At 48.0% G+C, this 23,187-nt stretch carries 19 protein-coding genes; 9 read left to right on the forward strand and 10 right to left on the reverse strand.

Going from position 1 to position 23,187, the window contains the following annotated elements:
* Positions 1–189: 189 nt before the first annotated feature.
* The 3 genes from capB to QU605_RS10315 form a co-directional block, all read right to left on the reverse strand.
* A complete protein-coding gene (gene capB / locus QU605_RS10305; protein ID WP_289725226.1) occupies positions 190–1,449 on the reverse strand; it encodes a cysteate-C-fatty acyltransferase in 1,260 nt (419 codons plus the stop codon).
* 152 nt (positions 1,450–1,601) lie between these two features.
* On the reverse strand, positions 1,602–2,645 hold the full coding sequence (gene capA, locus QU605_RS10310) for a cysteate synthase (protein ID WP_289725227.1): 1,044 nt from the start codon (positions 2,643–2,645) through the stop codon (positions 1,602–1,604).
* Between the two features lie 70 nt (positions 2,646–2,715).
* Positions 2,716–4,851, reverse strand: coding sequence for a S9 family peptidase (locus QU605_RS10315; RefSeq protein ID WP_289725228.1), 2,136 nt, complete (start codon positions 4,849–4,851; stop codon positions 2,716–2,718).
* A gap of 52 nt (positions 4,852–4,903) precedes the next feature.
* On the opposite strand from QU605_RS10315, the gene QU605_RS10320 reads away from it, so the two are divergent.
* Entirely contained in the window at positions 4,904–5,227 is a 324-nt protein-coding gene (locus QU605_RS10320; protein ID WP_289725229.1) for a YbaB/EbfC family nucleoid-associated protein, read from the forward strand.
* Positions 5,228–5,274: 47 nt separating this feature from the next.
* Here the strand turns inward: QU605_RS10320 and QU605_RS10325 are convergent, their stop codons facing one another.
* Both QU605_RS10325 and QU605_RS10330 read right to left on the reverse strand, forming a co-directional pair.
* A complete protein-coding gene (locus QU605_RS10325) occupies positions 5,275–6,312 on the reverse strand; it encodes a threonine aldolase family protein (RefSeq protein WP_289725230.1) in 1,038 nt (345 codons plus the stop codon).
* 9 nt (positions 6,313–6,321) lie between these two features.
* Positions 6,322–8,727 (reverse strand): zinc-dependent metalloprotease, encoded by a 2,406-nt coding sequence (locus tag QU605_RS10330; protein ID WP_289725231.1) that lies wholly within the window; start codon positions 8,725–8,727, stop codon positions 6,322–6,324.
* Positions 8,728–9,088: 361 nt separating this feature from the next.
* Between QU605_RS10330 and prfB the strand changes: the two genes are divergently transcribed.
* The 4 genes from prfB to QU605_RS10350 all read left to right on the forward strand — a co-directional run bounded on the left by prfB (position 9,089) and on the right by QU605_RS10350 (position 13,593).
* Positions 9,089–10,181 (forward strand): peptide chain release factor 2 gene (gene prfB, locus QU605_RS10335; RefSeq protein WP_289725232.1). Its coding sequence is split into 2 segments (ribosomal slippage): positions 9,089–9,145 and positions 9,147–10,181, totalling 1,092 coding nucleotides; the frame shifts between segments, so codons are not numbered across the junction.
* Between the two features lie 22 nt (positions 10,182–10,203).
* Positions 10,204–10,545, forward strand: a complete 342-nt coding sequence (arsC, locus tag QU605_RS10340) for an arsenate reductase (glutaredoxin) (protein WP_289725233.1) — start codon at positions 10,204–10,206, stop codon at positions 10,543–10,545.
* A gap of 104 nt (positions 10,546–10,649) precedes the next feature.
* Positions 10,650–11,105, forward strand: a complete 456-nt coding sequence (locus tag QU605_RS10345; RefSeq protein ID WP_289725234.1) for a hypothetical protein — start codon at positions 10,650–10,652, stop codon at positions 11,103–11,105.
* A gap of 7 nt (positions 11,106–11,112) precedes the next feature.
* The gene (locus QU605_RS10350) at positions 11,113–13,593 is read left to right on the forward strand and encodes a TonB-dependent receptor (protein ID WP_289725235.1); all 2,481 of its coding nucleotides are present in this window, start codon (positions 11,113–11,115) and stop codon (positions 13,591–13,593) included.
* A 45-nt stretch (positions 13,594–13,638) separates the two neighbouring features.
* Here the strand turns inward: QU605_RS10350 and QU605_RS10355 are convergent, their stop codons facing one another.
* Positions 13,639–13,812: a hypothetical protein gene (locus QU605_RS10355; protein WP_289725236.1), complete on the reverse strand. Its 174-nt coding sequence runs from the start codon at positions 13,810–13,812 to the stop codon at positions 13,639–13,641.
* A gap of 135 nt (positions 13,813–13,947) precedes the next feature.
* Between QU605_RS10355 and fumC the strand changes: the two genes are divergently transcribed.
* Positions 13,948–15,348 (forward strand): class II fumarate hydratase, encoded by a 1,401-nt coding sequence (fumC, locus tag QU605_RS10360; protein WP_289725237.1) that lies wholly within the window; start codon positions 13,948–13,950, stop codon positions 15,346–15,348.
* Positions 15,349–15,408: 60 nt separating this feature from the next.
* Here the strand turns inward: fumC and QU605_RS10365 are convergent, their stop codons facing one another.
* On the reverse strand, positions 15,409–16,296 hold the full coding sequence (locus QU605_RS10365) for a DUF8428 domain-containing protein (RefSeq protein ID WP_289725238.1): 888 nt from the start codon (positions 16,294–16,296) through the stop codon (positions 15,409–15,411).
* A 159-nt stretch (positions 16,297–16,455) separates the two neighbouring features.
* On the opposite strand from QU605_RS10365, the gene QU605_RS10370 reads away from it, so the two are divergent.
* The 3 genes from QU605_RS10370 to QU605_RS10380 all read left to right on the forward strand — a co-directional run bounded on the left by QU605_RS10370 (position 16,456) and on the right by QU605_RS10380 (position 20,140).
* Positions 16,456–17,259, forward strand: a complete 804-nt coding sequence (locus tag QU605_RS10370; protein ID WP_289725239.1) for an MBL fold metallo-hydrolase — start codon at positions 16,456–16,458, stop codon at positions 17,257–17,259.
* A gap of 87 nt (positions 17,260–17,346) precedes the next feature.
* Positions 17,347–18,747: a M16 family metallopeptidase gene (locus QU605_RS10375; protein WP_289725240.1), complete on the forward strand. Its 1,401-nt coding sequence runs from the start codon at positions 17,347–17,349 to the stop codon at positions 18,745–18,747.
* Between the two features lies 1 nt (position 18,748).
* Complete coding sequence (locus tag QU605_RS10380; protein ID WP_289725241.1) at positions 18,749–20,140, forward strand: M16 family metallopeptidase; 1,392 nt, start codon at positions 18,749–18,751, stop codon at positions 20,138–20,140.
* Positions 20,141–20,184: 44 nt separating this feature from the next.
* On the opposite strand, the gene ettA is transcribed toward QU605_RS10380, so the two are convergent.
* From ettA to QU605_RS10395, 3 genes are all read right to left on the reverse strand, one after another.
* Positions 20,185–21,879 carry an energy-dependent translational throttle protein EttA gene (gene ettA / locus QU605_RS10385; protein ID WP_289725242.1) on the reverse strand — a complete coding sequence of 565 codons (1,695 nt, stop codon included), beginning with the start codon at positions 21,877–21,879 and terminating at the stop codon, positions 20,185–20,187.
* A gap of 33 nt (positions 21,880–21,912) precedes the next feature.
* Positions 21,913–22,095 carry a CAL67264 family membrane protein gene (locus QU605_RS10390; protein ID WP_289725347.1) on the reverse strand — a complete coding sequence of 61 codons (183 nt, stop codon included), beginning with the start codon at positions 22,093–22,095 and terminating at the stop codon, positions 21,913–21,915.
* A gap of 72 nt (positions 22,096–22,167) precedes the next feature.
* Positions 22,168–23,148: a Gfo/Idh/MocA family protein gene (locus tag QU605_RS10395; protein WP_289725243.1), complete on the reverse strand. Its 981-nt coding sequence runs from the start codon at positions 23,146–23,148 to the stop codon at positions 22,168–22,170.
* Positions 23,149–23,187 lie beyond the last annotated feature (39 nt).

A 23,187-nucleotide genomic window follows, 5' to 3' on the forward strand; every position in this document is an offset into this window, starting at 1 on the left:
GTATATCCTCTTAAGTTTATTCCGATGGGGTCTCCTGATTTTAAAAGGAAGCCGCACAAGTGGGTCGTCCCCCTTCAGTCTTCTAATCCAATCCGGCACAGGTTGGCAACGGAAATTTCCAAAACCTTGTGAAGACAAAAAAACCCCGGAAGTATTTCCGGGGTTTTCATAGTTGTATAACAGGATTCCCTATTCCCCCATTGCGGCAGCCACAGCAGCAGACAGACGTTTATACGTTCCGTTTTGCAGGCGCTCACGTATTGTGGAAAAAGCGATCAGTGTTTCTTCGATGTCCTCGGCCGTATGGGTTGCCGTTGGAATCATCCTAAGCAATATAAGGCCTTTTGGAATTACCGGGTAAACCACTATTGAGCAGAAAATACCGTGATTCTCCCGCAGATCTTTGACAAGAGCCATAGCTTCCGGGATGCTACCGTTCAGGTACACAGGGGTGACACAGCTGGTGGTGGTTCCGATATCGAAACCGCGGTCTTTCAGGCCGTTCTGCAGCATATTGACATTTTCCCATAACTTGTTTTTGAGCTCGGGTCTGGTTTTTAACATGTCCAGACGCTTGAGTGCCCCTTTTACATAGATCATGGGAAGGGATTTAGCGAACATCTGAGAACGCATATTGTATTTCAGATAATCGATAATCTCAGTGTCCGCTGCCAGGAATGCTCCAATTCCCGCCATGGATTTTGCAAAAGTGGCAAAATACACATCAATATCCTCCTGTATGCCCTGTTCTTCTCCAGCTCCGGCTCCGGTTTTTCCGAGGGTTCCAAAACCGTGGGCGTCATCCACGAGCAACCTAAAACTGTATTTTTCCTTCAGGGCTACGATCTCTTTAAGTTTCCCCTGCTCTCCGCGCATTCCGAATACACCCTCTGAAATCACCAGGATCCCACCCCCGGTCTGTTCTGCCATGCGGGTAGCCCTTTCGAGGTTTTTTTCGAGGGATTCAATATCGTTATGCTTAAAGGTGAAGCGCTTACCTAAATGAAGCCGGACTCCATCGATAATACAGGCATGCGAGTCTACATCATAGACAATGATGTCATCCTTTGAAACAAGGGCATCAATTGCCGACATAATCCCCTGGTACCCGAAATTAAGAAGGTATGAAGACTGCTTCCCCACAAATTCAGCCAGTTCTTTTTCCAGCTGTTCGTGAAATGAAGTATGACCGCTCATCATACGGGCGCCCATAGGATATGCCGCTCCGTATTCAAGTGCTGCTGCCCCATCTACTTCTTTAATTTCCGGCAAATTCGCCATTCCCAAATAGTCGTTGATACTCCAGGTAATCACATCTCTGCCCTGGAATTTCATCCGATTCGAAATGGGTCCTTCCAGCTTCGGAAACACAAAATAGCCTTCAGCCTGAGCTGCCCATTTACCCAGTGGCCCTTTGTTTTCAATAATTCTATCAAATAAATCTCTCATGAATTCGCAGTAAGAATTTGTGCTCTTTTGGATTTTTCGTGCGCAAAAGCACGTGCCTTCAGGAGGCAAAAGTAGTTAAATTTATATAGGAATCATAGCACCGCAAAGGGATCCTTGCGGTCAGGGGTTTACTTAACTTTGAAAAGGAGGTATTACTTTATAAATTCTACCTGTTCCACTTTTTCCTCCCCTTCCAGGGCCTCGTCGAATCCCTGGTCCTGCATCCATTGATCGCTGTAGATTTTACTCATATAGCGCGATCCGTGGTCGGGAAAGATCACAACCACCCTGCTGTCCGGGTTGAAAGTTCCTGCTTCCTTATATTGTTTCACAGCCTGCATGACTGCTCCACTTGTATAGCCTGCAAAAATTCCCTCAGTCTTGCAGATCTCCCGTGCCATGCGGGCACTTGCCTCATCTGTAACCTTAATAAACTTGTCGATAAGGTTAAAATCGGTAGCTTCTGGGATCAAGTTTTTGCCCAAACCTTCAATGCGATAGGGATAAATCTCGTCCCTGTCCAATTCCCCTGTCTCGTGATACTTCTTAAGAACAGAGCCATAGGCATCCACCCCGAGTACCTGGATGTCAGGGTTTTGCTCCTTTAAAAATCTCGCTGTACCAGAGATCGTACCGCCTGTTCCGCTGCAGGCCACCAGATGGGTAATCTGTCCACCTGTCTGTTTCCAGATCTCGGGACCGGTGGTCGCGTAATGTGCCTCAGAATTCAGGGCGTTGAAATACTGATTGATATATACCGAATCAGGGGTTTCTCTGTGAAGCCTCTTGGCAACTTCGTAATAAGACCTGGGATCGTCCGCGCTCACGTGGGCCGGGCATACATATACGCGTGCCCCCATGGTACGGAGCATATCGATCTTGTCCTTTGAAGATTTTGAACTCACGGCAAGGATACAGTTATATCCTTTGATGATGCTTACCATCGCAAGGCTGAATCCTGTATTACCAGAAGTGGTTTCGATAATCGTACTCCCGGGTTTGAGAATACCCTTTTTCTCCGCCGCTTCAATAATATAAGCAGCAATCCGATCCTTGGCTGAATGTCCCGGATTAAAGGATTCGAGTTTGGCATAATATTCCCCGGGGTAGTCCGCAGCGATATTGCCGAGGTGCACCAAAGGAGTATTACCAATAAGATCTAGGAGATTCGCGTGGGCCTGTATTTTTGGATCCATGCAATTTCAGGTTAGGCTGTGGACCGGAAAAAAGGTCCTGTTTCGGCTACAAAAGTAATATTTTTTTATTTTATGGGAGTTTTCCCTCAAGGTCGAGGATAAAGGTATACTCCCGGGCTGTTTCCTTCAGGGCATTAAACCGGCCGGAAGCCCCCCCATGCCCCGCTTCCATATTCGTATGAAGGAAAAGTTGGTTTTGATCCGTCTTCAGCCTCCTGAGTTTGGCAACCCACTTTGCAGGCTCCCAATACTGTACCTGAGAATCGTGTAATCCCGCCGTCACCAGCATATTTGGATAGGCCCGGGCTTCGACGTTGTCATAGGGGGAGTACGACTTCATATAATCGTAATACACTTTTTCCTCGGGATTCCCCCATTCATCGTATTCTCCGGTGGTCAGTGGAATCGATGCATCCAGCATTGTGGTGACTACATCTACAAAAGGTACCGCAGCTATGACCCCTTTATAGAGCTCGGGCTGCAAATTGACCACAACCCCCATGAGCAGACCTCCGGCAGATCCGCCCATTGCATAGAGGTGCTCCGGGCTTGTGTACCTTTCGGAAATCAAATAGTTCGAGCAATCGATGAAATCGGTGAAACTGTTCTTTTTATTGAGGAGTTTCCCGGATTCATACCAGGGGCGTCCGAGGTATTCCCCTCCCCTAACATGGGCTATTGCATAGATGAATCCCCGGTCCAGCAAACTCAGTCGTGGCGTTGAAAAAAAAGGATCAATGGTACTCCCGTAAGAACCATAGGCATACTGCAGCAAGGGACTTGTACCGTCTAACGGGGTATCCTTGTGATACACCAGGGAAATAGGAATCTCCACGCCATCCCTGGAAGGTGCCCAAATGCGCCGGGATCTGTAGTTTTCTTTCTTAAAGGCAGGATCGAGAACCTCTTGTTCTTTTCGAACTACGGATTCCCTTGTTTTCATATTAAAGTCGATGATACTGTAAGGAGCCGTCATGGCGTTGTAAACGAATCTCAGTTCTTCGGTATCAAAGTCGAGATTTACGTAGGGATAGGCCACATAGGTTTCATTGTCAAAAGGGAGATAGTAGCTCTCCTTCTCATCCCATCGGTTCACCTGAATTTTAGTGAGTCCCCTGTCCCGCTCTGAAATGACGTAATAGTCCTTGAAAATTTCGATATCCTCTATCAATACTTCCTCCCGATGAGGGATCCAGTCCTCCCAATTTTCGGACCGGGTCTGATCCTCCCGTGCTTTCATGACTTTGAAATTCCGGGCACCGTCTTTATTTGTGACGATATAAAAATGGTCTGCGTAGTGATAAATGGAATATTCCATGCCCCTTTCACGCGGTGAGAATATCGCAAAACTGCCCTGTGGATTGTCAGCATGCAGTATCCGGTATTCCGAAGTCAGCGTACTGACGGAACCAATAATGATGTATTTTCTGGACTTGGATTTATAAACATAGGTGTTAAAGGTCTCATCTTTTTCCTCGAAAACGAGTTCATCTGCGGTGGCTTCAGTTCCTAAAACGTGTTTATATATGCGATCCGAGCGCAGTGTTTCAGGATCTTTCCGGGTATAAAAGAGGGTTTTGTTGTCCGCCGCCCAGACCGCACTTCCCGTTGTATTCTCCAGTAAGTCTTCCAAAACTTCACCGGTTTCAAGGTTTTTGATGCGTATGTTATACTGTCTTCTCGATAGGGTATCCACACCAAAAGCGGACATCCGGTTATCCGGGCTTATCGAAATTCCCCTTAGGTCAAAAAACTCATACCCCTCGGCCATTTGATTTGCATCGAACAGAATTTCTTCGGGTGCACTCAGGATTTCTTTGTGCCGTGTGTAGACCGGATATTCCTTTCCTGTTTCAAAGCGGGTAACATACCAATATCCATTGCGTTTATAAGGCACGGAGGAATCATCTTCCTTTATCCGGGATTTCATCTCCTGAAAAAGCGATTCCTGAAAAGCATCGGTGGCCGAGGTCATTGCCTGGTAATAGTCGTTTTCAGCCTTTAAATAGTCCAGCACTGAATCGCTTTCCCGCTCCCGCAACCAGTAGTAGTCATCAATCCGAATGTCCCCGTGCTGCTCCATCGAATGTGGAATTACCGGGGCTATAGGAGGTGTGATTTCAGGCATCGCAGTGTGTGAATTTTGACAGGAAACCGCTAAAATAGCACATACTGCCAGAATGAGTAGTCTGTAGGTGGAATTCATCAAAATGATTCTAACTTTGTATAATTAATGTGTAACCTTATAAGAGCGTATAATGTTTGGTGATTTAATGGGAATGATGGGTAAACTCAAAGAGACCCAGGAAAAAGTAAAACTAACCAAAAAAAGACTTGAAACGGTAACGTTACAGGAATCCACTCCTGATGACACGCTCAGAATTGTAATTTCTGCAAGTCGCGAAATCCGGGAAATTCATATTGAGGATTCTCTTTTGCAGGACAAGGAACAACTCACCGACTACCTGGTGATTACCCTAAATCGGGCCCTTGAAAAGGCCGGGGAAATTCACGATGCCGAACTTGCAGCTGTCGCCAAAGAAGGTATGCCCAACATCCCTGGGCTGGATGCCTTGATGTAGGGGTTCGTTTCCCGAAACCCAACTTTGGTATTCCACGATTTCCGGGATCAGCCTTTAACAGGCTCAAGCTCCCCTATTGTGGCAAGTACATATTCATGCATCTGCTCGGTATAATCCGAATGGGTTACTAACCTGAGCTTGCCTTCTCCCATTCCAATCAGGCGAATACCCTTTTCGTTCAGGGCGGTCACCATTTCCGTATCTGAGGCCAGCTCCGGCTCCAGTTCGAATATCACAATATTGGTCTCAACCGGGGCAACGTGTTTTACGAATGTCCGGCTTGCAAGGGCCTGACCGATTTCCCGGGCCCTGCGATGGTCCTCCTTCAGGCGCTCCCGATTGTTTTCAAGGGCATACAGGCCGGCAGCTGCCAGATATCCCGCCTGCCGCATTCCCCCTCCCAGAACCTTGCGAATCCGCAGTGCTTTTTCCATCGCTTCTTCGGAACCAATCAACAGGGAACCGACCGGGCAACCCAAACCTTTACTCAGGCAGACGCTGATCGTATCAAAAAGAGCTCCATAGGCTTCGGGGCGTTCGGGTTTGGACGCCAGGGCATTCCAGATCCGAGCCCCGTCGAGATGAAATTTCAGTTGATGTTTCTCACATACCGATTTTATCTGCTGGAGTTCCTTAAAATCCCAACAAGCCCCGCCTCCTTTGTTTGTTGTATTCTCAATACACACCAGTGTGGTTCTTGGACTGTGGTAGAAATCGGGTGGATTGATCGCTTTTTCCACCTGACCGGCCGTCATCATTCCCCGATTTCCATCGATTAGGCGACAGGACACCCCACTATTAAAACTTACTCCCCCGCCCTCATAGTTGTACACATGGGCATACTTATCACAAATAAGCTGGTCCCCCGGATCCGTATGGATTTTAATGCCGGTCTGGTTCGCCATCGTCCCGCTGGGAAAAAAAAGGGCAGATTCTTTACCAAAGAGACGGGCTACCTCAGCTTCCAGTTCGTTTACCGTGGGATCTTCCTTAAAAACATCATCTCCCACTGATGCATGCATCATCGCTTTGAGCATTCCGGAGGACGGACGGGTGACGGTATCACTGATCAAATTTACTTCCATAATCGAGTATTATTCTTGTGAACAGGCCATTCCGATCGGCGACCCATCCGGAATCTTAGGTGCGGTCCCTGGCTTAAATTTCTCGGGGTGGGCTTCGAATTCGGAAATACGTCTGAGCATTTCCCGGGCCAGTGCATTATCCCCTCCGGTTTTCAGCAAGGATTTTTTCTGTGCATTTATCGCCTCCAATGCGGCAGCATTGACCTGGGGATGTACCTCAGCGTGACTCGCCAGTACCATGATATGTTTTAAAACCCTGAAATTAATGACCTGTTGAACACTGGATAAATAGGAATCTTTCTTTGGATTATCAATCGTTTCCGCAACAAGGGAGGTCAGGACCTCTTCCAGTCCCAGCTGGCCCGGTTCCAACCCCTTCTGATTCACAAGTCGGGAGGCCCGCTCCGGATTCAGAAGTAACCCAAGGGTCATATCAGCAGCTGTTTCTGCTGCGCCCAGGGCATCAAAACTCACGCCTGTCCGCCCCTTGAAGGATTCCCGCGTCTGGGAGTACCCAATCGCCCTGGGGGGAAACCAATTGAGAATTCGGGGTGGAATGGCAAGTTGTTCCGCATCGAGTGTTACAAGGACACTTGAAAGGGCTTTTTCCTGATCTTTCCTGGGCAAAAATTCCCAGGGTTGGGTTCCGTCTTCACGAATGGCATAGCTGTAATCCATGCCACCGACCATTTTAACGGCTGCTTCGGTTTGATAACGATGGAAGAAATAAAGCGGGACAAAGACATCCTCCAGTACAGAATAGGGTTCGTCCGAACGGATGTTTGAGGGGGAAAACTGATCAATGGCAGCTTTTCGCACCTCCAGCACCCGGTCAAGTTCCTCTGAAGCACTTTTTCCATTATCCCAGAGATGCGCACTGGCATGGGCACCTCCCTGGGCCCGGGCATCCCTGTCCGAAATATAATTCAACCCCGCTGCCCGCGCAGAATTCAGGAGTTCATTTAAGGCGTTTCCGACGTCCGTTCCCTCCGGAAAGTCCGAGTATGAGTAAGCTACGGTTACTTTATCCCAATCCCCAATCCCGGTTTCATAGGCTTGTGAGAAATCGATTTTTCCACCGGTCAACCTAAAATCCGGATGGGGATAATCCATAACTGAGGTCTTTCCGGTACTGCTGGCAGCAAAATTATGGGCAAAGCCCAGGGTATGGCCAATTTCATGGGCAGAGAGCTGCCGAATCCTGGCCAGGGCCAGGTCGAGTAGCTGCTGATGATTCGTATCGGAAGTCTCAAAGGGTTTATCAGCCAGAGCCTGGGCAATCATAAAGTCCTGCCGAATTCTGAGGCTGCCCAGACTCACGTGGCCCTTTATGATTTCACCTGTTCGCGGATCGGTAATACTGCTGCCATAGCTCCATCCGCGGGTCGACCGGTGTACCCATTGGATGACGTTGTACCGGACATCAAGCGGATCGGCATCATCGGGAAGCATCTTTAATTGAAATGCATCCTTATAGCCTATCGCTTCAAAAGCCTGATTCCACCATCGACCCCCTTCGAGGAGTGCAGAACGCACGGGTTCCGGCGTCCCGTTGTCCAGATAATAGACGATGGGCTCGACCGCCTCGCTCACGGCTGCTGATGCATCCTTTTTTTTCAGGCGGTGGCGGGTTATATATCGCTTCTGGATCGGGGACTCTACAGGGGTTGCATAATCGAAATACGAGAAAGGATAACTCCCGCATCCCGGATCAAATTCCCTCATTTGATAGCCATCATCCGGTAATTTGATGAAGGAGTGGTGTTGGTTTACCGTGATCAGATTCGGATTCGGGGTTACGGACCTCACAAGCCTTCCTTTAGGTTCCCCTTTAAAAGTGAGGAGGGCATCAAACTCCACGTTCTCGGGAAAGGCCTTTGTCCGCTCCAGGTTAATTGCACTTCTGGAGGTATCCACCGAGTAACTTCCCTCCCCTGCCCTTTTCAGGCGAGCACTTACCCCATGGGAATCCTGCATAAGAAACCCTGTCAGGTCGATAAAATGGGAGGACCCTATGGTTTCCACTATCGGAAACCCATAGATGACCGATTTGGCGAATGCCTGTTCCACCGACTTTTTCTCCAGGGTATTTTCGGTTAACGCCCGATAGTCCAGATTCGGTTGCACCAGAAGTAATTTGTTACCGGCTTTCTTAAAGTAAACCACCTGTTCATTCCCCAGCTGGCCCCGGTCCAGCCCAATATCATTACTGCCCATGCCACTGCTGAGGGAATACACATAGAGAAACTCAGTGTCAATGGAATTTACTTCGAGGTAGATTTTGTCTTCGGACTCATCGTAATAGTAGTTATAGAAGCCTTCGTACTTTTCATATCCCTTGAGTTTTTCTGAGATCTGAGAAAATGAAACAACAGGAGTTAAAAGCAGAAGGAAAAGTATCGTTCTAAGTTGCATATGGGAAGGGGTTAAGAGAATAATTTTGTTGCGGACCCTAAAATACATCCCCCGGCATAATCGACCAAAGGAGTCCCCCTTTTTTTCTGTCTTTTGTAACAACCGGTTCAGATCCACGCCTTGATCCGTGAGGAGGCTTGGGATTCTAAACTACGCTTTGATTTTGGATGGAATCGGGGTCTTTACCACATAAAGCTTAATAACAAAACCCTCATACAGCAGGCATTTCGGTCACTTTTGAGCACAAATTGCGAATTTTACATCCTGCCTGGCACTGCTCTTTTCATTACAACAAATACGGGGACCCTTTGCCTTTAATCGTTTGAAAGGGCGTATTTTTACCCATCTAAAATAGAAACGGATGCACGAAAAGCTTAAGTCACTTATTGAACGCCTTGGTGCGTTAAGGAGGTATCTTTGACATAGATGCCAAACGCATCGAAATTCAAAATGAAGAGGAAAAGACTCTGGAACCCAATTTCTGGGATGACCCCAAGCGCGCCCAGGTAGTCATGAAACGCCTACAGGGGCAAAAGAACTGGGTAAAGGACTTTGAGGAGGCAGAAAGGCTCATTGGAGACTCCGAGGTACTGCTCGAATTCTTTGACCAGGGTGAAATCACTGAAGCCGAAGTAGATAACCAGATTGAAAAGGCATCCAGGAGTATAGAAAACCTTGAATTCCGGAACATGCTCTCGGAAGAAGGTGACGATCTTACGGCCGTACTTCAAATTACAGCTGGGGCTGGTGGCACCGAGAGTTGCGACTGGGCTTCCATGCTTATGCGAATGTATATCATGTGGGCTGAAAAACAGGGCTTTAAAGTAAAGGAGCTCAATTATCAGGAAGGAGATGTCGCCGGGATCAAAACGGTAACCCTGGAAATCGAAGGGGACTTTGCCTTTGGATGGCTTAAAGGGGAAAATGGAGTCCACCGCCTGGTGCGTATTTCACCCTTCGACAGCAATGCCAAGAGACATACATCTTTTGCCTCGGTTTATGTATATCCGCTTGCGGACGACTCTATCGAAATCGATATCAACCCGGCGGATATTGAAATCACCACAGCCCGTTCCAGTGGCGCGGGAGGTCAGAATGTGAATAAGGTGGAAACCAAAGTCCAATTGGTTCACAAACCCACGGGCATCCAGATTTCCTGTTCGGATTCCAGGTCCCAGCACGATAACCGGGCAACCGCCCTGAAGATGCTGAAATCCCAATTGTATGAAATTGAATTGAGGAAGAAACAGGAGGCAAGGGATGCCATAGAGGCCACCAAGATGAAAATTGAATGGGGTTCTCAAATCCGGAATTACGTCATGCACCCCTATAAATTAGTGAAAGATGTACGAACCGCAGCAGAAACCGGAAATGTGGATGCGGTAATGGATGGGGATATCGACGCCTTTTTGAAGGCCTACCTGATGATGATGGGACAGAAAGACCCTGCCTAAGCCCACTTTTAAGCAAAAAAAAATGATTCAAATTTACCACAACCCCAGATGCCGTAAATCGAGGGAAACCCTGGCCATGGTTGAATCGAGCGGACAGCCCTTTGAAGTAATTGAATATTTAAAGACCCCTCCAACCCCCGGGGAACTCAAAGCCTTGCTTCAAAAATTGGAATTGGAAGCAAACCAGCTGGTGCGCAAGGGAGAAACGATCTGGAAAACACAATTCAAAGGGAAGGATCTAACGGAATCTGAAATTCTTTCCGCAATGGCGCAATACCCTAAATTAATAGAACGGCCTATAGTTGTAAAAGGTCCGCGGGCCATACTTGGACGACCACCGGAAAACGTCAGGGATCTCCTCTGAATTCAGATCGCTGATCAAGCCGATGGCTTGTGAATTCATTTAACAAACATTTAACGACGCCGGATTAAACCCAGCGCATATTATCCGGTCTAAAGCAGTGACAAATGAAAAAACTGATTCTTTTATTAACCCTATCCACTTTCTGGATTTGCAGTACCCAGGCACAAATGGGACGTTATGGGACCTTCGACTCCCAGCGCTCCGCCCTACCAAGGGGCCCGGGACCGGAAGCACAGAAAGAAGATCCAAAAACGGCTGAAGAACTCGTAGAAGAGCAAATGCCGAAGATTACCGAAGCCCTTGAACTCAACGCTTTTGAACAGGCCGTAGTGAACTCTATCCTCACAAAGTACGTCCAGCAGCGCATTGAGCTCAGGATCCTCGAATTGCCTAAAGACAAGGCAAGAGAAGCCTACGAGCGGATTGCCGATGCTCAGAAGGAGGAACTGAAACAGGGGCTGCCCCCTGAGAAGTTTGAGGAGTTCATGACGCTGATGGAAAATGGATTTAATGCTAAAAAGGTTAAAAAGGATCGGAAAAAGAAAAAGAAGAAAACCTGATCCCTTCATGACCAAAATTCTCGTGCCGTTACTGGCGCTTTTTTGCCTCGGATTACACGCCCAGCGTCCAACTGCTTCCCAGGGCAGAAACATTACCCTAACGGGTACCGTAATGGACAAAGACACGGGAACTCCACTTGAATTTGCCACTGTAGTGGTACAGAATGCAAACGATCCATCCAAAATCACCGGGGGAATGACGGATCTCGATGGAAAATTCTCGGTGGAAACTCCGGCCGGGGTTTACAACATTCGGGTCGAATATATTTCATATGAGTCCTATTCCATTGAATCTAAAGAACTAAGGCAGTCCCAGGACCTGGGGAATATCCGGATTTCCGTGAGCGCTACCCAGCTCGAAGCGGTTGAAGTCGTCGGTGAGAAGACCACTGTTGAGGTACGGCTGGATAAAAAAATATACAATATCGGCAAGGATATTACCACAAGCGGGGGAACCGTTACAGATGCCCTGAACAATGTACCTTCAGTGGCGGTCGATGTAGAGGGAAACATCAGCCTTAGGGGTAACGACAACGTGCAAATCCTGATCAATGGCCGACCCTCCGCCATTGCCGGTTTTGGGTCTACAGACGCCCTTCAGCAGCTCCCTGCCGACGCCATTGAAAAGGTTGAAGTCATCACCAGTCCATCGGCCCGATACGATGCGGAGGGAACCGCGGGAATCCTGAACATCATTTTAAAGCGCGAAAAAACACTCGGATTCAACGGGTCGGTAAACTCGTTTATCGGGTATCCCACGACCAGTGGAATTACCTCCAATATCAATTTGCGTTCGGACAAATTCAATATTTTCAATACAACGGGCATCCGATACAGGTACTCACCGGGGAATGGATTTTTTGACAATACCTACTCCAGTGGCTCCTTCGACCGGATTACTGAAGATCGGGAAATCGATCGCAAAGACCGGAGTTTTAACACCAACATCGGGATGGAGTATTTCATCAATGAGCGGTCGAGCATAACCGGAAGTTTTTTCTGGAGGTATTCAAAGGATGAGGATGTCACCTTAAACGAATCGGAGCGCTATGTAGAAGACAATATTCAGAGCCTGACCTTACGACAGCAAAACGAAACCGAGGATGACAACAGTTATCAGGTTTCCTTTAATTACCTCAACAAGTTTGACGACCAAGGGCATGTGCTAACGGCCGATGTGCAGTATTCAATCGACAAGGAAAACCAGGAGGCCGTCATCGAGGAACTGATCACTTTTCCATCCGACGACTTGCTCGCCCTGGAAAATGTGATGCAGGCCGATGACCAGACGGAGTGGCTCATACAGGCAGATTACGTCCGTCCTATGGAAGATGCCCAGTTCGAAGCAGGATTCCGCTCCAATATGGAGGAACAAATTACGGACTACCGCCTGGATTCCCTGGACCAGGCCACGGGAGAATTCGTGATAAATGAAGCCCTGACCAACATTTTCACCTATAACGAAAACGTCCATGCAGTCTACACCCAGTATGGGGATAAATTCGGAAAGTTTTCCTTTCTCGCAGGGCTCCGCCTGGAATATACCCAGCTCAAAGGGAATGTGGAATCCGAATTTGACCTGGAAGACCTGGAAGAAATCCTGGGTGATGATGTGGACTTTAATTTTGACAAGGAGTATCTCGGCTTATTCCCGACGATAAATCTGATCTACGAGCTGCAGGAAAACCAAAATATTACCCTTGGATACAACAGGCGTATCAACCGGCCGAGAGGCTGGTTTATCAATCCCTTTCCTTCCCGAAGCAGCCGGACCAACGTCTTCCAGGGAAATCCCGATCTGGATCCTGCCTTTTCCGATGCCTTCGACCTGGGGTACCTGAAGCGATGGAATGAACTCACCCTGACCTCTTCTGTCTATTACCAAAGGGAGACCGGATCCTTTCAGCGTGTTCAGGAAGCCACAGGCATAACAACCCCCGACGGGATTGAGATTATCAGGACCATACCGATCAACCTATCGACCAACCAGCGCTATGGGGCCGAAGCGGGAATCTTATACAACCCCACCCGATGGCTGCGCATCAATAGCAGTTTTAATTTTTTCCGGTTTGTAACCGAGGGAGAATTCAACGATGTGGACTATGGTGCTGAGAATAACAGCTGGTTCGGCCGATTCAGTTCCAAAGTAACTTTGCCGGGCAAGGTGGACTGGCAGACCAACATGTTCTACCGGGGGCCTTCCAACAATGCGCAGACTGAATTTAAAGGGATCTTTTCCATGAATATGGCCTTAAGTAAGGATATCATGGACGGGAATGGAACGATATTACTAAATGTACAGGACTTGTTTAATTCCCGTAAGCGAAGGTCCTTTACGGAGACGGAATTCTTTACCTCAGACAGCGAATTTCAATGGAGGGTGCGGTCTTTCAGGCTTTCTTTTGTGTACCGCTTCAACCAGCCTAAGAAACGCAACGGACGCGGGGGTGGTGAGAATTTCGAGGACGAAGGGGACTTCGGGAGCTAGACACCGGGGGTTTCAAATAAAAAAAGCGGGATATCCCGCTTTTTTTTATGCTTCTCGTTCTGCTTTTTTTGCCTCTCTGCGCTCTTTCCAGAGTTCGATGAGGTTACCTCCCAACCAATATGGGACGACAAATAAGAGCAGGAACATCATTAACCAGAAACCGATGGTAAGAATGGTTAGAAAGGCTAAAAATCCGAGATATTGATCAAATTCAAACATGCGAACCGCTTTTGAGGTACAAAGATAGCGGGTTTTGGTTAATTCTTCCAACTTCTTAAAAAAAAACTGTCAGCATACACCTCCGCTTGGCAGTCAGGGTCCGGAATCCGTACCTTTGTTTAAAATCACTTTCATATGGAATTCCGAATCGAAAAAGACACAATGGGCGAGGTAAAAGTACCGGCCGACAAGTACTGGGGCGCCCAGACGGAGCGGTCCCGGAATAATTTCAAAATCGGCCCTTCTGCTTCCATGCCCAAAGACATTATTTACGGATTTGCCTATCTAAAAAAGGCAGCTGCCTACGCCAACTGCGACCTGGGGGTACTCCCCGAGGTGAAGCGGGACCAGATCAGCGCCGTATGTGACGAGATCCTCCAAGGGGTCCATGATGATCAGTTTCCGCTGGTCATTTGGCAAACCGGCTCGGGGACTCAGAGCAATATGAATGTCAACGAGGTAATTGCAAACAGAGCCCAAGAACTGGCCGGTAAAACCATAGGCGAAGGCGATAAAACGCTCCAGCCCAATGACGATGTAAACAAATCCCAATCTTCCAATGATACTTTCCCAACCGGGATGCATATCGCGGTGTATAAGAAGATCATGGAAGTGACCATCCCCGGTGTTACCGCCCTGCGAGATACGCTTCAGAAGAAATCCGAAACCTTCATGGATGTGGTAAAAATAGGCCGGACCCACCTAATGGACGCCACTCCCCTGACCCTTGGCCAGGAATTTTCGGGTTATGTCGCCCAGCTGGACCACGGTCTGAAAGCCCTGCGCAATACACTGGACCATCTCGGAGAACTCGCCCTGGGCGGAACAGCTGTCGGAACCGGGCTCAATACCCCCGAAGGGTATGACCAGCTCGTGGCTAAGTATATCGCTGAATTTACAGGGCTCCCTTTTACATCTGCGCCCAATAAATTTGAAGCACTCGCGGCCCACGATGCAATCGTGGAAACCCATGGTGCTTTAAAACAATTAGCGGTTTCCCTGAACAAAATTGCAAACGACATTCGAATGATGGCCTCAGGGCCGCGTTCAGGTATAGGTGAAATCCTGATTCCGGCCAATGAGCCTGGCAGTTCAATTATGCCCGGAAAAGTGAACCCCACCCAATGTGAGGCATTAACCATGGTGTGCGCCCAGGTAATGGGCAATGACGTCGCCATAACCGTCGGGGGTACACAGGGCCACTACGAACTCAACGTATTTAAACCCCTTATGGCGGCCAATGCACTTGAGTCTGCCACTTTACTCGGGGATGCATGCAGGAGTTTTGACGCCCATTGTGCTTCAGGCATCGAACCCAACAGGGATACGATCAAAAAGCTTCTGAACAATTCCCTGATGCTTGTAACCGCCCTGAACACCAAAATAGGATACTACAAGGCTGCGGAAATTGCGGTATCTGCCCATGCAAATGGCACCACACTCAAGGAAGAGGCCATCCGCCTCGGTTATGTAACGGCCGAGCAATACGATTCATGGGTGCGACCGGAGGATATGGTAGGCAATTTAAAATCGTAACACTCCAAAAAAAAAAAGGGATCCGAAATGGATCCCTTTTTACATTCTTATAAGTCGCTCTTAATTCAACTCAAACTTCGAAGTTCCAAGAAGCTTCAGGCCGTCGTCATAGACATTGACCATATAGTTTCCTTTCTGAAACTCCCCGGCGTAGTTACTGATGTAGTCACATACATCCAGGGCAGCGTTTTCGTAGTAAAAATTCGTGTTCTTGGTATAGGTGATCGAAGGACCTTCTTCCAGAGTTTTGGCGTTTGTCCCACCCATCACGTTTCCGTTGGGATCCAAAACTTCAATATAGAATTCCCGATCTCCGGCTTCAGCGATAACGTTGTCTGCAACCGTGAAACACACTTTCAAACGATCCGTTCTCCTGGCGCTCTTAGTTGAACGCAACGTCCCGTTGTTACGCTCGCGAACTGCGTCTACTACAAATCCCGTAAGATTAAGTGCAGAACCACGTTCTACGGCATCTGCCAATTGAGTGTTCTGAACAACCAGTGAGTCGTTGAACATGTTTTGTTTCTCAAGTTCAACAAATGTGCTGTCCCGCTGCATCGCAATCATGGTATTTGACTGCTTGAGAGAATCTACCTGCTTGAGCAGTTCCTCGCGCTCACGCTTAAGCACACTAACTTGCTGACGGTATCGGGAAAGAGAAGCCAGGTCCGCTTTCATACTGCTAACTGAATCGATGTATTTAGCAATATTATCGCGGGCAGCCACCAATTCCTCATTGGTCTGGTTGCTCTCCATAATCGCCTTGTCGTATTCCGACTTCAGGCTTGTCAGGTCCTCTACAACCAACTCTTTTTCTTTCAAGAGAATCGACTCATTCTTTTTTGAGTCCTGATAGAGATTGACCGCATAAATTATAGTACCCAAGAGGATTACTCCCAAAATACCGGCCAATACTTTAAGTCCGTTGTTGTTTTTTGTCTCTGCCATAAGTGTAAAAATTAATTTCTAAAACTTAAATTTTAAGTTGTTTACAGATTATATACGGAGGAATTGGCGATTTAGATTTCAGCATTGAAAATATTTATTACCCTGTCCCTGTTGGGGAGGTACACCTTTGTACCTTTAAGGCAACCAGAAACTCAGATCATGAATCCTTTCCCGTTAAAAAATCTTTCAGCCCTGCTAACCTCCTTTTTTTTGGTGTCCTGCGCCTTTCAGTCTAAAGAGAAGCCCACCCCTGCAACCCAAAGCCAGGAGGCAGAAACTGTGGCAAAAACCGATGAGGTTAAGGTATATCCCGTTTCACATGCAACGGCCGTTCTGGATTGGGGAGGAACCATTATTTATATTGATCCGGTTGGCGACCCCGATGCTTTTCAATCGCACCCCTCCCCCGACCTGATTCTGATTACCGATATTCATGGAGATCACTACAGCCTTGAAACCCTCGAGGCCCTGGACACAGAAAAAGCAAAGCTCATTGTACCAAAAGCGGTGGCGGAATTAATTCCTGAAGCTTTTGCTGCTCAAATTGATGTACTCGACAACGGCGAAACAAAGGAACGCTTCGATATAGAGGTGACGGCTATTCCGATGTACAACCTGAGGCCGGAAGCCCAGAAGTTCCATGTTCCCGGGAGGGGAAATGGGTATGTCCTGGAAAAAGACGGGATGCGGATTTATTTTTCAGGAGATACCGAGGACATCCCTGAAATGCGTGACCTGAAGGATATCGATAAAGCCTTCGTATGCATGAACCTTCCCTACACCATGACTGTAGAGCGAGCGGCTGATGCCGTAATGGCCTTCGCTCCCAAAGAAGTATACCCCTATCATTACAGGGGTAATCCGGATGTTAGCGATGTGGCGCGCTTTGCGGCTATCCTCGGTGAATCAAATTCGGATATCCGGGTCGTGCAATTAGATTGGTATCCCTCGGCTCCATATTAAAGAAATCCGTGGAAATGTGTAACATGCTACCGATTCAGGCGACTTATACTGCATTTAAAACTACAACTACGCAATAAACCTAGATTTATGATGACACGATTTGCAATTATGCGATTCTCCGCACTTTTTGGACTCTTGCTGCTGCTGGGCAGCTGTGCAGAGGAAAAAAGCAAAGAAGAAACCGCTTCAAAATTTGAAGTCCCCGTTACCTATTACACCCTGGACAATGGGTTAAAGGTAATCCTCTCGGAAGACACCACCTCCCCTACGGCTATTGTGGCGGTGTATTACAATATCGGGTTTCGGAACGAACCCCGCGATCGCACTGGATTTGCACACCTTTTTGAACATATGATGTTCCAGGGCTCTGACAACCTGGGAAAAATGGAGTTCATAAAACTGGTTCAGGAAAACGGTGGGATTCTTAATGGGTCCACCCGATTCGACTTTACGAATTATTTCGAAATAATCCCTTCCCATAAACTGGAAACCATGTTATGGGCAGAGGCCGACCGGATGAAGGGGCTTAGTATCACACAGGAGAACCTGACAAACCAACAGGGCGTAGTTAAAAATGAGGTGAAGGTTAACGTCCTCAACCAGCCCTACGGAGGGTTTCCCTGGTTGGACATGCCTCAATACGCCAATGAGAACTGGTACAATGCCCACAATTTCTATGGGGATCTGGAAGACCTTGATGCGGCAAGTCTTGAGGATGTCGCCAGTTTTTTTGACACTTTTTACGCCCCTAATAACGCCGCAATCTCGGTTGTTGGCGATATTGATGTTGAGCAGACCAAAGCCTGGATCGAAACCTATTTCGGAAGTATTCCGGCCGCAACCTTACCCCCGACCCCGGACATCTCAGAACCGCGACAAGAGGAGGAAAAATATTTTGTTAAGAATGATTCCCTGGCGAATAAACCTGCGTTGGCCCTGGCCTACCACATGCCAGAGCGCAATACCCCGGAATACTATGCTATGGGGCTGCTGGACCAAATTCTGATTCAGGGTGATAACAGTCTTCTGGTTCAGAAACTGGAAAATGAAAAGGGCTTTACCTCGGATGTTGCCGGGGGCATCAATTATCTTGGAAGCATGTTCAATTACAAAGGCCCCATGCTCTGGATGTACGATTTTACTTTTGACGATGCAGAAAGCAAGGAGGCAATCCTAAATGCTATCGATGAGGTAATGACTGGGCTGAAAGGGCAAATTGACCAGAAAATGCTGGATCAGGCCGTTGTTAAAATACGGTCACAACTCTACGACGATATAGGAGGTACTTTTGGCCTTGGAAGGGCCGATTTGCTGTGCAGTTTTGCACTGTTCGATGACAACCCTGCCCGGATTAATACCCTGGAAGCGGAATTCAAAAAAATTGATGTAGAAACGGTTCAAAGGACCATTGATACTTTTCTGAGAGCCAGTAACCGCACGGTCCTCGAAGTCAATCCACTATTAGCTGCTAACGAAAAAACTCAATAAAATGACTGCATTACGATATATCATCGCCCTTGCACTTCTGCTGCCTTTGGGAATCCTCAGGGCACAGGAGAAAGAAACGCCCCCGGAGGGAGGAACGCCAAAGGACTTTACCCTTCCCGAAAAACAGGTTATTTCCTATGACAATGGCCTTACGCTGGTCATGATTCCCTATGGTTCCATTCCCAAAGCGAGTATCCGCTTTAACCTCAAGACAGGGAACATCAATGAGCTGGAGGATCAGGTATGGTTGGCCGATTTAATGGCAGACCTTTTGGAAGAAGGCAGTACTACCCGTACATCCCGTCAGATTGCAGACCAAATGGCCGCTATGGGTGGGAATCTGAATATCGGTATTGGGACACATACCGGGTCTTTGTCTACTTCGGTACTTTACGAATTCGCCCCGGAAGCCATTCGGGTAATGGCAGATGTCCTGCGAAACCCTAAATGGCCAGAGGAGGAAATGGATCGTTTAAAAAGCGATATGAAGCGGAATCTTGCCGTTCAACTCTCCCGTCCTGGAAACCAGGCTTTTAAAGAGTTTTATGCCGCCCTTTACCCGGATCACCCCTATGGAAGGGTGTTTCCGACTGAGGAAATGATCGATTCCTATACGGTAGAAGACATCGCGGACTTCTACAATGAAAACCTCGGTGCCCGGCGGACGACAATCTACGTGGCCGGAAACTTTGATGCATCGGCAGTCCAGGCAGCCGTGGAAGAATCTATGGGTGACTGGCGTGAAGGTAAGGAAGCGGAGTATCCTATTGCTACACCGGCTACTTCGGCCGCGATTAAAATCATCGACAGGCCGGGGGCACCCCAGTCTACGATCTATTACGGACTTCCTGTACCCGATCCGTCCAACCCCGATTATCTGGCTCTGGATGTGACCAACTCCATCCTCGGAGGGTCTTTTGCCTCCCGGATTACCAGTAATATCCGCGAGGATAAAGGGTATACCTATTCCCCTTATTCCTCCCTGACCTCGAATTACAAGACGGGTATTTGGTATGAGGCGGCCGATGTGACCACAGAGCATACGGGCGCATCGCTCCAGGAGATCAAAAAGGAGATTGAAACCCTACAGAACGAGCCCCCGTCACAGAAAGAACTGGATGGGATCATCAATTATGAATCCGGAATTTTTGTGCTGCAGAATTCATCCCCCAATGGTATTATTGGGCAACTAATTTTCCTCGACACACATGATTTAGAAGAATCCTTCCTGAAGGATAAGGTAAAGAACATGCACGGCGTGACTCCTGAAAAAGTCATGGAAATGACCCGTAAATATATTCGGCCAGAGCAAATGACCCTTATCGTAGTAGGCGACAAAGAAAAGATTGAAAGCCAGATCGATCAAACCCTTGAAAAGCCTCTAAAACAATAGGAGACATTCAGATAAAAAAAAGCCCGGGAAATCCCGGGCTTTTTTTATTCGCGAATGAGTTTTTTGTACTTAAGGCGTTTGGGTACGGCATCCCCTCCCAAACGTTTTTTGCGATTTTCTTCATAATCCGAGAAGGATCCCTCAAAGAAGTAAACCTGGGAATCCCCCTCAAAAGCCAGGATATGCGTACATACCCGATCCAGAAACCAGCGGTCGTGGGAGATGATTACAGCACAACCCGCAAAACTGTCCAATCCCTCTTCCAGGGCACGAAGCGTGTTGACGTCCAGATCGTTCGTAGGTTCATCCAAAAGCAAAACATTCCCCTCTTCCTTAAGTGTCATCGCCAGATGGAGGCGGTTGCGCTCTCCCCCTGAGAGCATGCTCACTTTCTTATTCTGTTCGCTTCCTGAAAAATTAAACCGACTCAGATAGGCTCGGGAATTGATCTGATTACCGCCCATTGCGATGAGCTCCTGCCCGTCGCTAAAATTTTCCCAAATCGATTTATCCGGATCGATGTTTGAGTGGCTCTGGTCCACATAGGCGATTTTTGCCGTATCCCCTATGGTAAAAGATCCCTTATCCGGGGTTTCCTCTTCCATAATCATTCTGAAGATGGTCGTTTTCCCAGCTCCGTTTGGGCCAATTATCCCAACGATTCCCGCCTGGGGCAGCTTAAAATTGAGATCCTCGTAGAGCAGTTTATCTCCATAGGCTTTACTAACGCCCTTGGCTTCTATAACATTGGTGCCCAGGCGCGGGCCATTGGGAATATAGATCTCCAGTTTTTCATCGAGTTTTTTCTGGTCCTGGCTCAGTAATTTGTCGTAGTTGTTTAGTCGCGCTTTTTGTTTGGCGTGCCTGCCTTTGGGGCTTTGCCTTATCCATTCCAATTCGCGCTCCAGGGTCTTCTGTCGCTTGCTCGCCTGTTTTTGCTCCTGTGCCAGGCGCTTTGCTTTTTGCTCCAACCAGCTCGAATAATTTCCTTTCCAGGGTATCCCTTCCCCTCTGTCGAGTTCCAGGATCCAACCGGCAACATTATCGAGGAAATAGCGGTCGTGGGTTACCGCAATAACCGTACCCTTATACTGGGCCAGATGGTGTTCCAGCCATTGTACGGATTCCGCATCGAGATGGTTGGTGGGCTCATCGAGCAACAGCACATCCGGTTCCTGCAGGAGCAGCCGGCACAAGGCAACCCTTCGACGCTCTCCCCCTGAAAGGACGGAAATCTTTTTATCCGGTTCAGGAGTACGTAGGGCATCCATAGCCAGTTCAAGCTTAGAATCCAGCTCCCAGGCTCCGGAGGCATCGATCTGATCCTGAAGTTGCGCCTGCTTGTCCATCAGCTGCTGCATCTTATCCGGATTCTCATAAACCTCAGGCAGCCCGAATTGATCATTGATCGCATTGTACTGATCGAGAATCGACACAATCTCAGCAACCCCCTCTTTTACGACCTCTATTACGGTTTTATCCGGGTCCAGTTTCGGCTCCTGCTCCAGCATTCCCACCTTATATCCCGGGGAAAAGACAACGTCTCCCTGGTAATTTGGGTCTGTACCCGCAATAATGCGCAACAGGGTGGATTTTCCGGAGCCGTTCAGCCCGAGGATCCCGATCTTGGCCCCGTAAAAAAAGCTCAGATAGATATTCTTAAGGACCGGGGTATTTGAATTTTTATAGGTTTTGGTTACTCCGGACATGGAGAAAATAACCTTTTTATCATCAGCCATATAAAGTCTCTTTTTAAAGAAAAAGCCCGGGGATTACAGACGGCCCTTTAAAGCGTTGAAAACCCAGGCTACGGCAAAGAATCCGATGCCAACCGAGGCAAAGCCCCATCCGGCCACATCGTCATATCGGAATGCTCCGAGCGCAATCAGCCCAAGCCCAACTATAATCATAATAATTGTGGCCCATGCCAGTATGGTGTTTTTATTCATCCCCATGGTTTCAAAAGTTTGGTAAGAAAACAAATATCGGAAATTTTAAAGCAATTTTCAGTCCTGAGGATTACACTTTCAGGGTTTAGGGAAATCAATCCCTGCCAGACCCCTGATCTTATCCAATAGGGTGTGCAGGGCTATACTGTCTGCCCAGGTCCAAATTGGGCTCTCCAGGACCCCGGCACCCAGGCATCGGTGGACCTCCGCTATCTCATAGGTATATCCGAAACCCTCTGTAGGCCTGGATTCCTCGTGTACTTCCCCTCCCTTTTCCAGACGATAACTTTCGGTTTGATGCCATTTGGGATTCAGGAAAGCACTTCCGTCTTCACAGGAAATTTCCGCTTTCATTTCGCTTCGGGAAGAGAATCCACTGTACAACATGGCCATCGCATCCCCGTAATCAAAAATCATGGCAATTTGTTTTTCAACTCCCGTATGGTGGAAGTGTGCTGCCACTTTGATCGCTGCAGGAACCCCCAAAAACAAATAGGCAAGAAAAACAGGGTAAATCCCAATGTCGAGGAGGGAGCCTCCCGCCAGGGCGGGGTTCAAAAGGCGATCCTCCGGATTCCGGTTTAGGGCAGGAAAGGCAAAGTCCGCCCTGAGATAGGCAATCGCACCGAGATCTCCGGCTTTCACCCTTGCGTAGACCTCCTGGATACTGGGGTTAAAACGGCTCCAAAGTGCTTCCATCAAAAAGAGCCCTTTTTTGGAAGCGAGATCCGTCATTTGACGGACCTCTCCGGCATCGATGCCCAGCGGTTTCTCACAGAGCACATGTTTTCCTGCCTCGAGGGCGGCTAAGGTATGCGCGCAATGAAAACTATGGGGTGTTGCGATATAGACCACATGTACCTGTGGATCATCAAAAAGTTCCCTGTAGCTGTCAAATGCCTTTTTAGAGCCGAATTCCTTCGCAAAATTATTGGCCTTCGCCATATCCCTGGAAGCCACAGCTACCAGTTCAGATTCCGGAAAGCGTGCCAGATCACTGGCAAATTTTCCGGCGATATTCCCTAACCCAACGATGCCCCAACCAATCTTTGTACTCATTTGTCCTGCTTTAATACCTTAAAGGTACTCATAAATCCT

The sequence above is a fragment of the Robiginitalea aurantiaca genome (genome assembly GCF_030380815.1).
GTDB lineage: Bacteria > Bacteroidota > Bacteroidia > Flavobacteriales > Flavobacteriaceae > Robiginitalea > Robiginitalea aurantiaca.

Bases quoted from the DNA above. Each gene is read 5' to 3' on its own strand.
- QU605_RS10365 (WP_289725238.1), bottom strand. From the start codon at position 16,296: ATGGCAGAGACAAAAAACAACAACGGACTTAAAGTATTGGCCGGTATT.
- QU605_RS10345 (WP_289725234.1), top strand. From the start codon at position 10,650: ATGAAAAAACTGATTCTTTTATTAACCCTATCCACTTTCTGGATTTGC.
- QU605_RS10355 (WP_289725236.1), bottom strand. From the start codon at position 13,812: ATGTTTGAATTTGATCAATATCTCGGATTTTTAGCCTTTCTAACCATT.
- QU605_RS10320 (WP_289725229.1), top strand. From the start codon at position 4,904: ATGTTTGGTGATTTAATGGGAATGATGGGTAAACTCAAAGAGACCCAG.
- QU605_RS10390 (WP_289725347.1), bottom strand. From the start codon at position 22,095: ATGGGGATGAATAAAAACACCATACTGGCATGGGCCACAATTATTATG.
- QU605_RS10315 (WP_289725228.1), bottom strand. From the start codon at position 4,851: ATGAATTCCACCTACAGACTACTCATTCTGGCAGTATGTGCTATTTTA.
- QU605_RS10375 (WP_289725240.1), top strand. From the start codon at position 17,347: ATGATGACACGATTTGCAATTATGCGATTCTCCGCACTTTTTGGACTC.
- capB (WP_289725226.1), bottom strand. From the start codon at position 1,449: ATGAGAGATTTATTTGATAGAATTATTGAAAACAAAGGGCCACTGGGT.
- QU605_RS10325 (WP_289725230.1), bottom strand. From the start codon at position 6,312: ATGGAAGTAAATTTGATCAGTGATACCGTCACCCGTCCGTCCTCCGGA.
- ettA (WP_289725242.1), bottom strand. From the start codon at position 21,879: ATGGCTGATGATAAAAAGGTTATTTTCTCCATGTCCGGAGTAACCAAA.
- capA (WP_289725227.1), bottom strand. From the start codon at position 2,645: ATGGATCCAAAAATACAGGCCCACGCGAATCTCCTAGATCTTATTGGT.
- QU605_RS10330 (WP_289725231.1), bottom strand. From the start codon at position 8,727: ATGCAACTTAGAACGATACTTTTCCTTCTGCTTTTAACTCCTGTTGTT.
- QU605_RS10395 (WP_289725243.1), bottom strand. From the start codon at position 23,148: ATGAGTACAAAGATTGGTTGGGGCATCGTTGGGTTAGGGAATATCGCC.
- arsC (WP_289725233.1), top strand. From the start codon at position 10,204: ATGATTCAAATTTACCACAACCCCAGATGCCGTAAATCGAGGGAAACC.
- fumC (WP_289725237.1), top strand. From the start codon at position 13,948: ATGGAATTCCGAATCGAAAAAGACACAATGGGCGAGGTAAAAGTACCG.
- QU605_RS10350 (WP_289725235.1), top strand. From the start codon at position 11,113: ATGACCAAAATTCTCGTGCCGTTACTGGCGCTTTTTTGCCTCGGATTA.
- QU605_RS10380 (WP_289725241.1), top strand. From the start codon at position 18,749: ATGACTGCATTACGATATATCATCGCCCTTGCACTTCTGCTGCCTTTG.
- QU605_RS10370 (WP_289725239.1), top strand. From the start codon at position 16,456: ATGAATCCTTTCCCGTTAAAAAATCTTTCAGCCCTGCTAACCTCCTTT.